This window comes from Microvirga aerilata (assembly GCF_016743775.1).
In the GTDB taxonomy this organism is placed as follows: Bacteria; Pseudomonadota; Alphaproteobacteria; order Rhizobiales; family Beijerinckiaceae; genus Microvirga; species Microvirga aerilata.
In genome coordinates, this window is sequence record NZ_JAEQMY010000043.1 from 12,989 (window position 1) to 26,320 (window position 13,332).

Annotated in this window: 12 protein-coding genes; 3 read left to right on the forward strand and 9 right to left on the reverse strand. The window is 57.1% G+C overall.

The window, feature by feature from the left end; genetic code table 11:
• Positions 1-54 precede the first annotated feature (54 nt).
• Both ald and JKG68_RS21370 read left to right on the forward strand, forming a co-directional pair.
• A complete protein-coding gene (gene ald, locus JKG68_RS21365; RefSeq protein ID WP_202063381.1) occupies positions 55-1,182 on the forward strand; it encodes an alanine dehydrogenase in 1,128 nt (375 codons plus the stop codon).
• Between the two features lie 74 nt (positions 1,183-1,256).
• Complete coding sequence (locus tag JKG68_RS21370) at positions 1,257-2,681, forward strand: ArgE/DapE family deacylase (protein ID WP_202063382.1); 1,425 nt, start codon at positions 1,257-1,259, stop codon at positions 2,679-2,681.
• 148 nt (positions 2,682-2,829) lie between these two features.
• On the opposite strand, the gene JKG68_RS21375 is transcribed toward JKG68_RS21370, so the two are convergent.
• From JKG68_RS21375 to JKG68_RS21405, 7 genes are all read right to left on the reverse strand, one after another.
• The gene (locus JKG68_RS21375; protein WP_202063383.1) at positions 2,830-3,624 is read right to left on the reverse strand and encodes a putative hydro-lyase; all 795 of its coding nucleotides are present in this window, start codon (positions 3,622-3,624) and stop codon (positions 2,830-2,832) included.
• 27 nt (positions 3,625-3,651) lie between these two features.
• Complete coding sequence (locus JKG68_RS21380) at positions 3,652-5,007, reverse strand: amidase (protein ID WP_202063384.1); 1,356 nt, start codon at positions 5,005-5,007, stop codon at positions 3,652-3,654.
• Between the two features lie 40 nt (positions 5,008-5,047).
• Entirely contained in the window at positions 5,048-5,731 is a 684-nt protein-coding gene (locus JKG68_RS21385; RefSeq protein ID WP_202063385.1) for a DUF2848 domain-containing protein, read from the reverse strand.
• Positions 5,732-5,779: 48 nt separating this feature from the next.
• Positions 5,780-7,063 carry a TRAP transporter large permease gene (locus JKG68_RS21390; RefSeq protein ID WP_202063386.1) on the reverse strand — a complete coding sequence of 428 codons (1,284 nt, stop codon included), beginning with the start codon at positions 7,061-7,063 and terminating at the stop codon, positions 5,780-5,782.
• A 6-nt stretch (positions 7,064-7,069) separates the two neighbouring features.
• A complete protein-coding gene (locus JKG68_RS21395) occupies positions 7,070-7,681 on the reverse strand; it encodes a TRAP transporter small permease subunit (protein ID WP_246515695.1) in 612 nt (203 codons plus the stop codon).
• A 109-nt stretch (positions 7,682-7,790) separates the two neighbouring features.
• Positions 7,791-8,840, reverse strand: coding sequence for a TRAP transporter substrate-binding protein (locus JKG68_RS21400; RefSeq protein WP_202063388.1), 1,050 nt, complete (start codon positions 8,838-8,840; stop codon positions 7,791-7,793).
• Between the two features lie 234 nt (positions 8,841-9,074).
• A complete protein-coding gene (locus JKG68_RS21405; protein WP_202063389.1) occupies positions 9,075-9,989 on the reverse strand; it encodes a LysR family transcriptional regulator in 915 nt (304 codons plus the stop codon).
• Between the two features lie 284 nt (positions 9,990-10,273).
• Between JKG68_RS21405 and JKG68_RS21410 the strand changes: the two genes are divergently transcribed.
• Positions 10,274-11,392 carry an NADH:flavin oxidoreductase/NADH oxidase gene (locus JKG68_RS21410; protein ID WP_202063408.1) on the forward strand — a complete coding sequence of 373 codons (1,119 nt, stop codon included), beginning with the start codon at positions 10,274-10,276 and terminating at the stop codon, positions 11,390-11,392.
• 39 nt (positions 11,393-11,431) lie between these two features.
• Here the strand turns inward: JKG68_RS21410 and JKG68_RS21415 are convergent, their stop codons facing one another.
• Both JKG68_RS21415 and JKG68_RS21420 read right to left on the reverse strand, forming a co-directional pair.
• Positions 11,432-12,235, reverse strand: coding sequence for a hypothetical protein (locus JKG68_RS21415; protein ID WP_202063390.1), 804 nt, complete (start codon positions 12,233-12,235; stop codon positions 11,432-11,434).
• Positions 12,236-12,381: 146 nt separating this feature from the next.
• Positions 12,382-12,921, reverse strand: a complete 540-nt coding sequence (locus JKG68_RS21420; protein WP_202063391.1) for an ureidoglycolate lyase — start codon at positions 12,919-12,921, stop codon at positions 12,382-12,384.
• Between the last annotated feature and the right edge of the window lie 411 nt (positions 12,922-13,332).

Consider the following 13,332-nt stretch of genomic DNA (forward strand, 5'->3'; position numbering starts at 1 on the left):
TGAGCCTCATCATCGACAACAACGCAAAGTCGGGACCATTTGGGAGACGCCTACATGCTGATCGGAGTGCCGTCTGAGATCAAGGACAACGAAGCTCGCGTGGGGCTGATCCCCTCGTCCATCCATGAGCTGACCGCCCATGGCCATCGCGTCATGGTGCATTCCGGGGCAGGCCTCGGTTCAGGCTTTACCGATGAGGATTACCGACTCGCCGGAGCCGAGATGGTCAATGGCCCGGATGAAATTTTTTCGCAAGCCGAGATGGTGGTGAAGGTCAAGGAACCTCAAGCAGAGGAGCGTAAGCGACTGCGCTCGGGCCAGATCCTCTTCACCTACCTGCATCTCGCGCCGGACCCGGAGCAGACCAGCGATCTGATGGACTCGAAGGCTGTCTGCATTGCCTATGAAACCGTCACCTCGCCTTCAGGCGCGCTTCCCCTTCTGACGCCCATGTCCGAAGTCGCGGGGCGGCTCGCGCCGCAGGTCGGAGCCCATGCGCTCGAAAAAGCGCAGGGCGGACGTGGCATCCTGCTGGGTGGAGTTCCGGGCGTGCCCGCGGCTTCCGTGGTCATTCTAGGCGGAGGTGTCTCAGGCACTCACGCCACCACGATTGCCGTCGGCATGGGGGCGCAGGTCACTGTCGTCGACCGCTCGCCGGATGTTCTGAGGCGTCTCTCGAGCCAGTTCGGCAATGCGATCTCTACTGTCTATTCCACGCGTGCCGCAATTGCAGAGCTTGCGCGTGAAGCCGATCTCATGATCGGCGCGGTGCTTATTCCCGGCGCCGCCGCACCGAAGCTGTTGAACCGCGATGTGCTGCGCACCATGAAGAAGGGCTCGGTTCTCGTGGATATCGCGATCGACCAGGGCGGTTGCTTCGAGACATCCCACCCCACCACACATTCGAGCCCAACCTATGTCGTGGACGACGTGATTCATTATTGCGTTGCAAACATGCCGGGTGCGGTGGCCCGCACGTCTACCTTGGCGCTCAACAACGCAACGCTGCCGTTCGTGCTGGCTATCGCCGACAAGGGATGGCGCGAGGCGCTGTCGCAGGACTCTCATCTGCTCGCTGGCTTGAACGTGTGCGCCGGCAAGATTACCTGCCAACCCGTTGCGGAGGCACAGAACCTTCCCTACACGCCAGCCCAGACGATTCTGGGCGATGGGAACGGGTAAGCGGCTGAGTGTCTGACAAGACGACGTGGAATGATCCCGCTCATGTGCGCTCAGCTCTGGATATTTGATGCCCGATGATTTCAACTGAACCTTCAGATGCTCCAATTCCGGGAAAGGCGCCTGCTTTGACGAATTCGGCTCTGCAAACTGAAACCTCACTGAGGGGTGCTCTTTCCGAAACCCAGCGCAACCACATTCTCGCCGCTGTCGACATGGCTTTCGAAAGCCAAGTTAGCTTCCTGTCGGACCTGATCCGCTGCGCCTCGTTGCGGGAGCACGAAGCGGAGGTCCAACAACTCGTCGAAGCGACGCTGTTAGATCGTGGATATGACGTCCAGCGTCAGATGCTTGATCAAGCCTTGATCGGCAAGCATCCGGCTTTCTCGCCAGCGACGATTGGCTATGAGAATTCCTGGAACGTGATCGCGCTCCACAACCCTGCGATCATTCAAGGACGATCCCTCATCCTGAACGCTCATGTCGACATCGTGCCCACAGGCGATCCGAAGCGGTGGCAATATCCGCCTTTCGAGCCGTGGCGGGACGGCGAGTGGCTCTATGGCCGCGGCTCCGGAGACATGAAAGCGGGCCTGTCCGCTGTGATCTTTGCGCTCGATGCGATCAGGGCCGCGGGGCTCGAACTGACGGCCCCTGTCCAGATCCATTCGGTCGTGGAGGAGGAGATCACCGGTAATGGAGCCGCGATGGCGTTGGCCAGCGGCAAAGTTGCCGACGCGGTCCTGATCCCGGAGCCAACCGACGAAAAGCTTGTTCGGGCAAATTCCGGCGTGATCAAGTTCGCCATCACGATCAACGGCACTCCTGCCCACCCACGCGAAGTGAGTGGCGGCGTGAGCGCGCTCGACGCAGCAATACGGCTCATTAAGCGTTTGCGTCACCTCGAGACCCGCTGGAACGAGGAACGGACGACAAAGCCGTTCTTCGACGACGTGGACAATCCCGCCGCCCTAACGATTGGGACAATCAATGGGGGCGAGTGGATCGCATCCGTTCCATCGTGCTGCCGGTTTGAGGGGCGCATTGGCTTTTATCCCGGCGACAACCCGCAGGAGCGCGTCAAGGAATTTGAGGCCTTTGTCGCAACGGCGGCGGCGGGCGACCCCCTGCTGCAACGCTGCCCACTGCCTACTGTGGATTGGGTCGGTGTCTTACATGCCGGCTACACCCTTGCCCCTGGGTCAGAAGCCGAGGCAGTCCTTTCCGAGGCCCACGCAGGGGCCAATGCGCCCGATGGTACGCCACTGCAGGCCTACGTTATGGCGTGCTACCTGGATGCCGCCGTGTATTCGGTCCACGCGGGCATACCATCGCTGGTCTACGGTCCGATCGCAGAGAACATCCATGCCATCGATGAACGAGTGTCTCTTCCCTCATTGCGCCGCGTGACCAAGGCAATTGCTCTGTTCGCGGCGTCGTGGTGCGGGGTTCGCCGTGTAGAGACGACGCATCAAATCTCTGCCGCAGGTGTTGATACCTGAACTTTCGATAAGAGGCCTCGTTGGAGGGACTAAAGCTCGGCAATTCCGAGAGGATGTGCCAGACGTTGCCATGCCTGCGTAAGGCGCGTTTAGTGTTACCAGCTGCATCTCCTCCCCTACAGAGAGGTTTTCGATGAGCTCGCCTTATTCAGATTACTGAGATTGAAGAATTCAGGAGATCGGTCACAAGCATATGCCCCGGCGCGTGAGTGATACAGAATTCTGGTTGGATATTTGCGATGACAGACTGAGGCGTGACCCCGCAGGCCCAGAAGACCGGGATTTCACCCTCGCGGATCTCGACCGGGTCACCGTAATCCGGATTGTTGATATCCGCGATACCGATCAATGAAGGATCTCCCAGGTGTACCGGAGCACCATGAACTGAAGGAAAGCGAGATGTAACCTGAACCGCGCGAATCGCATCGGCTGCCTTCAATGGGCGCATGGATACGACGAGCGGTCCTGAGAAAGGGCCCGTTGCGACTGTAGGAACGTTCGTCCGGTACATCGGGACATTGCAGCCCTGCTCAATGTGGCGCACCGGCAAGCCATCAGCCAGCATGGCCTCTTCGAAGGAAAACGAGCAGCCGATCAAGAAAGCCACCAGCTTCTCGTTCCACAGGTCTCGAATGTCGACAGGCTCCGATACGAGCTCGCCATTCCGCCATACTCGGTAGCGAGGCACATCAGTGCGAATATCAATATCCCGCCCTAGTTCAGGCAATGACGGATCGCCTGTCTCGGAAACGGCAATAAGTGGGCATGGTTTGGGGTTACGCTGGCAGAACCGCAGGAAGTCGTGCGCCAGTTCCTCTGGAAGGATAGCGAGATTGGCCTGAACATGCCCTGGAGCGAGGTTTGCGGTCGGGCCAGTTAGGATGCCACCGCGCGCGTCCAAGCGGGCTTGGTAGGCAGCACCAACGTTGATCGTTACAGACATCCTTTGGTCCTTCTGCCAGTGTGTGATTTACACCTGCTTCGGTGAGAGCAGGGCTTCGACTGCCATACCAATGGCAAGAACCCTGCGATCGGAACCCGCAGGCCCAGCGATCATCAGCCCTACAGGAGCTTCGCCGAGTGCGTGGCACGGCACGGACAGAGCGGCGCCATCAAGAAAGTTGATCAGCGTCGGATTACGCAGGATCAAGCCATTGGCAGCGTAGTAGACCTCGTCGCTCGCAGCGAGTTCTGCAATGGCGGGTGCGACAACAGGAACGGTTGGGAGAACCAGGGCATCGTAGCCTTCGATGCGTGCCTCCACGCCTGCTCTCCAGGTTCTGCGGGCTGCAAGCAGGTCGAGGTAGTCGGCGGCAGATATATCTTTGCCCCGCAGAATACGCGAGCCGACGCGCGGATCGTAGCGGTCGCCTGCACGACTGATCAGGTCCCGGTGCCAAGTCCACGCTTCGGCTGCAGTGAAACCTCCTTTGGAATTGATCGCGGCAAGGCCAACGAATTCTGGCACGGCGATCTCGTCAATCTGCGCACCGGCAGCCGAAAGAGTTGAGAGTGCCGCTTCGAAAGCACTCGCAACGTCCCTGTCCATTCCTTCAAGCGCGAGGGTTGTAGGGACTGCGAGCCGGAGCTTGCCGATGTCAGCTGGCTGCGGGAGCGGCTCCTCGTCACTAGCCATGATCGCGTCGAGGACAGCACAACACGCCACAGAGGGAGCAATAGCACCAATGGAATCGAGGCTGAATGAAAGTGGCAGAGCCCCGGTCAGCGGCACACGCTCTGCAGTCGGCTTGAATCCTACGAGACCACATAGTGCAGCGGGTATGCGAACTGACCCGCCAGTATCCGATCCAATTCCTGCAACTGCCATTCCGTCAGTCACGGATACCGCCGCCCCTGACGAAGAGCCGCCTGGAATACGCCCGGTTGTGCGATCCCAAGGATTGCGTGGAACATCGTAGTGCGGATTGAGGCCAAGACCCGAGTAAGCGAACTCGGTCATGTTTGTGCGTCCGACAATCACTGCGCCTGCAGCCCGAAGGCGCTTGACGACGACGGCGTCCTCCGCAGCCGCTGGCTCACCTGTACGAGCGAGAGATCCGGCCATAGTGACCTCGCCGGCAACATCGAACAGGTCTTTGATTGACACTGTCAGGCCATCGATAGCCGAGCGGACCAGACCGGCACTCCGCAGGATGTCAGAAGCCTGTGCGGCAGCACGAGCCTCATTTGTGTAAAGCTTGGTGAAAACACGCGAGCCCTCCCCATTCGGATCGGCGGCCCGGCTAAGCGCCTCCTCCGTGAGGGCCAATGACGTGGTGCTGCCGTCTAGAAGCGCTAGATGCTGTTCGTTCACTGTCGAAATCATGTCACATCAACCATCGTAGGGGGATGTATTGGAATATGGATCAAGCGATCTCCGGCAAAACTTCAATTTCATAGCTGTGGCTCAAAGTACGCCCGCGACGAGGGTCGAACAATTCCATGGTGAAAAAGGGTGCGGGCCGGATGCCCCCCTTTGCCCCAACCGTTCCGCAGACCATGCCTGTACCCTCAGGAAGCTCGGACTTGCCGGCAAAACCGGAGATCAGCTCAAGCGGCGGTCGGAGTGAGGCAAGCGTGCCCTCCTGATAGAGAACCCGTTCGCCATTCTCCTGGATGTAGGATCGAATAACAAGTTCATCCCAATATTCTGCAACGTCAGCATAGAGCCATGCCTCGGCAGCAACCGGCTTTGCACAGACCTGCTTCGACAGAGCAACGCTGTGGGTCTCGAGCTTACGGTCGGTATGATCGGAGGCAATGCTGACATAGAGCTCACCGCCTGCCAAAAACACGAATGTCTCCACTTCGCCAGATGACTGGTTACCCACAACCTGAATGCGCGAGGCCTGAGTCAGCTGGTTTTCCGCGACACGATAGTAAAGTGGAACGGAACTCGGTCGCGGCACACCGATCGCGAAGAGCTCTTCAATGTGATGCTCGATTGCATGCTGATCGCGACCAGCCCACCCGGCGACAATAAGTGAGGAAATCTCGACGTCGATTGTGTGGGATTCTGAGAGAGCTTCTGTTTTGAAAGAGAGTTTCATTGTAAGAGCACCTATTGAGTTGAAAAACGTTCGGCCGGCTGTGAAGGCTTAGCTGAAGACGCTCGGGAGCCAGAGTGCGAGGCCTGGGAAGAACGCTAGCAATGCGAGCAGAATGAACATTGCCAGGACGAACGGCAGCGAACCTGTGATGACAGCGCCCATTGATCCACTCTTGCGAATGCTTTGCACGACGAAGAGATTGAGTCCTACGGGTGGCGTAATCAGAGCCGCCTCAACCAAGACGATGATGACGATGCCGAGCCAGATCGGATCGTACCCAAGAGCGATCATTATCGGCGCAACGATCGGGATGGTGGTGATCATCATGGAGAGCGTCTCCATGAAGCATCCAAGCACCAAGTAGAAGATGATGATGACCAACAGCATCCATCCGGGCGAAACCCCGAGACCCGTGATTGAGCTGGTGATTGCGTCTGTGAGACCAGTGGCCGACATAATGAAGTTCAGGAAAGCCGCGCTGATCACGATCAGCATGATCATCGCGGTGGCCTTCATCGTGCCTTCGATAGACTCGCGTAGCATTGTTAAGGTCAATCGGCGGAACCATGCTGCGAGGATAAAGGCCCCTGTCACGCCGAGAGCCGCAGCCTCCGTCGGCGTGGCAAGACCGGCATAGATCGAACCCACGACGAGAAAGAAGATCCCGAGAGGAGGTGCAAGATGGACCAAGCTCTTAAAGCGCTCGCCCCAGGTGGCATGAATCTTGTGACCCCCCCAGGATGGCTTAGAGATACAGCTAACCACAATCACCAGCATGAACAGGCCGGCCAGCATAAAGCCAGGGATAATCCCCGCGAGATAGAGCCTAGGAACGGAAGAGTTGGTGAGGACGCCATAAATCACGAGATTGATCGACGGCGGAATGAGGATACCGAGGGTCCCACCTGCCGCAAGACTGCCGAGAAAAAGCGGCTCATTGTAGCCATACCGCTTGATCTGCGGGATCGCGACGGTTCCTACGGTAGCTGCGGTAGCGACACTCGATCCAGATGTCGCCGAGAACAAGGTCGAGGCGCCGATATTCGCATGCATCAGACCGCCGGGCAACCATGAGAGCCAGAGGCTCATGGCGCTGTACATTCTCTCAGCAAATCCAGCCCGCAGTAGAATCTCTCCCAACAAAATGAAGAGAGGCACCGCCACCAAAAGGAATTCATTGTTCGTGCTCCAGGCCAACTCGCCAATGGCACGTGTCAGCGGTAGCATAGAATACAATGGATCCAAGACCAACCCAAGCACGCCGAGAGCAGCGCCGACAGGGATGCTCAGACCGATTAGGACGAGCAGGAGGATGAGTGCAGTGGCAACCATATCGCCTTACCCCTTAACCATGCGCTCGCCCGCGGCGGCTTCTTCTTCGGCTTCTTCTTGGGTTGAGCGAACGCCTGCAATGGCTTTAACTTCGTCGATTCTACCTGTGACGAGCGCTACAGACGCCCGAACAAGCATGAGACCCAGCACTAGGCACAACCAGATCAGCCCCAACAGCCAAAGACCCTGCGGAATATAGAGGGGGGTTGCAAGCGGTGTGTTAGCAGCCGAGTTCTGAGTCCAAGAGGTGGCGGCAACGTCATAGGCATAATAGGTCAGCATCACCATGAAGACACCGAGCGTCACCACTGAGAGCCAATCCAGCACGGCCGACAGACGAACCGGCAGATACTGATAGAGCACGTCGACGCGCACATTCGCCCGTTGCAGGGTCGCAAATGCGAATGCCCATGAAGTGCTGATCGCGAACGCATAGCTCGACAGCTCATCGGCGCCCCCGGTAGTGAAGCCTAGGAATTTACGCGCGAGAACGTCGAAGGAGATCAGCAGCACACTGCCGATCGTCAGAGCACCGCCGAACCATACGGCCCAGCGGGACATATGCTCGGCTGCGCGGCTCAAGCCGCCAAGGAAGGAAGGGCGTACGGTTAGCGCCATGAGAAGTACCTTGCCAGCGCAAGAGCGCCGCATTGGATCAGAGAAGGATCTACCAAGAGGTGCGAAAGGACGCGCCGGTTCTGGAACCAGCCCGGCGCGCCGAACCGGTTTATTTGGAGGCCGTGACGTTCAGCGTCTTGCCAATCGTATCGTTGAAGCTCTTCACACAATCAGCCGAGCAGCGTGCTGCCCACTTCGGTAGAACTGTCTCCTGAAGGACCTTCTTCAGAAGCTCACGGTCAGCGGCGCTTGGTTCTACCAGCTTCATCTTGCCCTTGACCGGCAGCGTACAGGCCGCAGCGCCCGTGTTGCAGTCATAACCCTGCTTGGTCTGCTCATCGGCGGCCTTCCAGATGTCGTCCATCAGTGTCTTGATGTTGGTCTGGATGAACCCCTGAACCTTCGGATCCAACTTATCCCAAGCCGCCTGATTGACAGCATGGATCTGCTGGTTCCAGTTGATCGGGAGCGCGTAGAGGTGGGTCGAAACTTCGTACCACTTGGCAGAATAGCCGGAGAGCGAGCCCGTGATGGCGCAATCAACGACCTTGTTCTGGAGGGCGGGAACCACTTCGCCGAATGCCATGGTCACGCTCGCGCCTCCGAAGGCCTCAACGAATTCGGCCTGAGTTCGGCTACTGGTACGAACCTTCTTGCCCTTCAGATCACCAAGGCTGTTCACTTCGGCATTGCAAAACAGAACTTGCGCCGGATAGGTGGAGATACCCAGAAGCTTCACCTTGGAGCCTTCGCCGTAGAATTTGCTGTAAACCGGCTCAAACGCCTCAGTAACTTTACGGGCAGTCTGCACGTCAGGCGCAAGACCGGCAAGATCAATTGCTTCGTTGATCGGGTTGTCGCTGGCGAAGTACGAAAGCGTCGCTGTACCAAACTGAATGACGCCTTGTGACATCAGGCGGAGAATCTCAGGCCCTTTAAGGCCCATCTCATTGAAGCCTTTGATCTCTGCTGTGACTTGCCCGTTCGAACGCTCGGGAATGGTCTTGGTCCAGAACGGCTTTTCGAAGTCATTGTATGCCGTTAGATTGCTGAGGCCTCCGACGATTTGGAGGTTGGTTTTCGGCAGATCCTGAGCCAGAGCTGCACTAGATAGGCTCAGCAGGGCTGCGGCTCCAAAGGTATAAATGGTTCTTTTCATGATGTGTCATCCTCTGGTTTAATCTTGAGGCTGAGCGAAAACACATTCAGGTCAGATCAAAGCGCCTCTGTCCGTTTTCCGGCTTTAAGGATCTCTCAGTCGATCACCAAAAGACCCATGTCGTCACAGTGCGCTTTTGATACGCCACCTGGCTGTCGTTCCTCAGCCTGATCACATAGCACCCTAGGAACCTTTAGCCTGTCTATTCGTATGTTTTAATGGGGGATATAAAAACTATTTATATCCCATGGGCGCTCTGCCCTTAGTGCGAACAGCTACATCCTGGGCGAGTTCAGCGAGTGAACGCATGGGCCGACTGTCGAGACCATCAATCCAACTCGCGGTAAAACTGAGATCTGGCAGCGGATCACTCTCCACCTCAAGGATCTGCAGTTCACCAGAAGCAAGCTCCCGGTCGAGGAATACCGGCGTGATTACAGCCGTTCCAATACCGTCCAAAGCCATGCGCACAATCATCGAGACTGAAGCGCTACCGTACATTCGAGGCGTCTTTACTCCAGCGCGCATAAGCATATCACGCACCACCTGGTAGGGACTGCTGTTGGATGGATGAGTGATGATGGGACGACTTGCTATATGATCTAGCGTTACCAAAGGCCCTTCTAGTTGCAGTTTTGGACTAGCAACCCACGAGAGCGAATACGTGCATAGTGAAAGGTTCTCGACCCGCTCCTCGAGAATAGGGCCCATCAGGAACGCAATATCAATCTGCCGCGACCTCAGGTGTGAGCGAAGCACATGTGTACTGTCGACCTCGATCTCCAAGACAAGCGCCGGATAGGCGCTGTGCACTTCCTCAATAAAGATGGATAGCCAAGTCTGCACGATGGTTTCAGCGACACCAATTCGAACCGTGCCACTCATGACATTCTGATCTTGGGCCGCCTTCAACATATCGCGCCGCACTTGCATCATGCGCTCAGCGTGCGAGAGCATTTCCTGCCCCTTAGCCGTCAGTGTCACGCCTCGGACGTCACGCTCAAACAAGCGCACGCCAAGAGCGGCCTCCAGCGAGGCGATACGCTGTGACACCGCAGGCTGCGTTGTCCCGAGCTTCTCAGACGCCGCTCTCAAGCTGCCCAGCGCGGCAGCCCAAAAAAACGTTTCAATGTTTCTAAAATCGATCATCAGGGTCGGTTCGGTAATCAGAGGCAGCTTGCTTTGCGGTCACCATACCCGGAGTCACTGCAGTTCGCGATGCAATCGGTACAACGTCCAGCAATGCAGCACAGGAGCTTTGTTCTCAATCTGCCAAAACAGTCTATATGGCTCACGAGAGAGGTCCTATCGCCTTGCCGCACTGTTCGCTCTTGCGGGTCTGAGTGGGTGAGTGCATCTCTTCTGAACACCCCACAAATGCTTATCCCATTCCAGCAAGTCCGACACTTCGCCATCACCGCCCAAAGGAGTGAATTGTGAGCCGCCTTTTCGAGCCTATGCAGATCGGAAATCTTCACCTGGACAATAGAATTGCTATCGCACCTATGTGCCAGTACTCCGCAGAAGGTGGCCTCCCCAACGACTGGCACTTGATCCACCTCGGGCAACTCGCCCTATCAGGTGCGGGTCTGCTGATTCTTGAAGCCACAGCCGTCTCGCCGCAGGGTAGGATTTCACCCTATGATCTTGGACTCTATTCTGATGAAACAGAGGACGCTTTTGCGCGTCTGCTGAAGGGGGTCAGGCTGCACTCTAGTATTCCGCTCACCCTTCAGCTTGCCCATGCCGGCCGAAAGGCCTCAAGCCGAGCCCCATGGGAGGGCGGCGCCCAAATCAGTCCAAACGAGCCCCTGGGTTGGGAGACAGAGGCTCCATCGGCAATACCGCATGCTGAGGGCGAGAGTGTACCTGCAGCCCTCGACAGAGATGGGCTCAAGCGCGTCCGAGATGATTTCGTGAATGCCGCACGGCGGGCAGCACGACTTGGCTTCGATGCAATCGAGATTCATGCAGCCCACGGCTACCTACTCCACCAGTTCCTCTCGCCGATTGCTAACAAGCGTGAGGACGAATACGGCGGCAGCCTTGAAAACCGGATGCGCTTCCCACTTGAGGTCTTCGATGCTGTCCGTGACAGTTTTCCCGCAGATCGGCCGGTCTGGGTACGGATTTCCGCGACTGATTGGGTTCCCAACGGTTGGGATATTGAGGGAACAATCGCCTTTGCGAAGGCTCTTCAGAGCCGAGGCTGCGCCGCCATCCACGTATCCACCGGAGGGGTTTCGCCGGCACAGGCAATCACACTCGGACCAGGTTATCAGGTACCCTATGCAAAGAGAGTAAAGGCTGAGGTTGGTCTACCGACGATTGCCGTTGGGCTGATCACTGAACCTGAGCAAGCAGAAGGCATTATCGGAGGCGAGGAAGCAGACATGGTCTCCCTCGGACGCGCCATGCTGTACAATCCGCGCTGGCCCTGGCACGCTGCCGCCAAACTCGGCGCCCAAGTTCATGCACCGAAGCAGTACTGGCGCTCGCAGCCCCGCGAGCAGAAAGATCTCTTCAAAAACACCCAATACGGACAGCGGTGAGCAGCTTTCCAATAAGCAGATAAACGAAAGTCGGGATGATCAAATCCCGGCTCTCCCCCCTAAACGCCAGCGCCGTACTGCAATCAATGAGGCGTTCCACCCGATGCTCACCGCCAAGGCTAAGATTAGCGCGACGGGGGCTCCGAGGCGCACGGCGCATAAATGCAGCAGACTGAGCGCTCCTACGAAGCCGAGCATACCGGGCACGCCATTGGCAACCACGGATGCCGCTGCCGTGCCGCCCATACGTGGCTGCAGAATTAAAGCTACGCTGATGAGGACGACAGGAGCCAAAGCAGCCGCGGCAGCGATCGAGGGACCAAGCGTCCTCCCTACTACCAGCGTTACGCCGACAACAGTCATAACCAAGGCTGCACGGAAAGGAACGTCCCAAGCACGCTTCTTTGGAGCAACGGGCACGGCAGCAATGGAGAATTTGCGCGTGAGCGGTATGGCGAGAGCATATACCGCCATGTTCAGTGCAAGAGCACTCCCAAGAGACCATTGCCACTTGAGAATAGCCGCTATGGCGATGACCCAGACTCCTAATGCAGAGCCGACGCTCGGCAGAACTCGAAATCGTTGAGCAAGGGCAGCATAGACAACCATGTAGATGACCGTCGCTGCAGAGACGGGCAGGCCGGCCAAGGCGCTAGCTGCTATGAAACCAGAACCATGATCAAGCGCTAGAAACACATAGGCCGGCCCAGCCGAAATCGGCAGGGTCACAATCATAGCGCCTAAGAACGGACCGCTTCGCTCCACCACCAGCGATGCTCCAACAACGATCGCCGCGCTGGTCAGCATCTTCATCACAAGAAGCGCCCAGAAAGAGAAGTCCAAGATTTTCAACCTTTGATGACGTGCCGTGAGGAAGCACCATGTTGTCGGAGCACCAAGGTGCATATGACAGACCTGCTTTCCTTATATTGGCATAGAACTGAATTCTACTGGTCGTTTCCGGCTGTGCTCCCGGTCTTGTTGCGATCTCACCTTGTCATGTGTATCTGTTGTATGTCTCTGAGACTTGTCTCCCGCGCTGGATGAGCATTGGCAAGGTGACCGATGAGGTCAACCGTTGTTGATCGGCGGGTTAGCATCAGGCATGTGGCTTCCGGCCCAATGGTTCGGGTCGCATGCCAAACGCCGGCATGCATGCAAATTCCGACCCCAGGAGATAAGTGAAAGGCCCGGACGGTGGCGAGATCGGGAGCACCCTCCCCGTCACTTAAGGCTACGACTTGAATAATTTCCCCGATCAGCGGTACGACCGCTTGCTGGGTCAGATGATGAACCTCTAGGCGATCGATTGCCTGACTAGCATCGTTATAGGTCACCCAAAGGACCTCTACTTCCCCACCCGGTCCAGGATCAAACAGATGCTCCTGCCAGAAGGCAGTCGCAGTATTCCGGTAGGCTGTGGCACCGGCTTTTGGTGGATATGGCTTACCCAGCATCCAGCCGAATGGTGCAACTGCAATCGAGTCGGGACACTGAATGCTCACTGCATTATTGATTGGCATGCCCATTCCTTCCCCTTTTACGTGCCCGGCAGATCTGACGACGTACATAACAGGTTTATAGTCAGCTGGGCATGTGAGAACATTTCCATAACGGCAAATGAGGGAGTCGAGCTCACATGCCAGTTTTGAGGTTGTCACAATCCTGAAGAGCCAATGCCCCTCCTGGTATAAACATCACAATCCCACAGATCAGAGAACTTGAGTTCTCGCGCTTGCACAAGACTTTAAGCAAAGAAACCTGTGACTGGCTCCCGTAGGATGGAACCCGGCTACGAAGCGTCGAGAGGCTCCTGAGAAGCTCTTGGACAGTCCAATTAGAAGAGCGGCCCCTCAGTGCCGCGGATGCTGCCAAACACCTTTATTTCGCGTCGTAGATAAGTGCCGGCGGACATCGCCCGTGCCATCATCTGAAAGTTT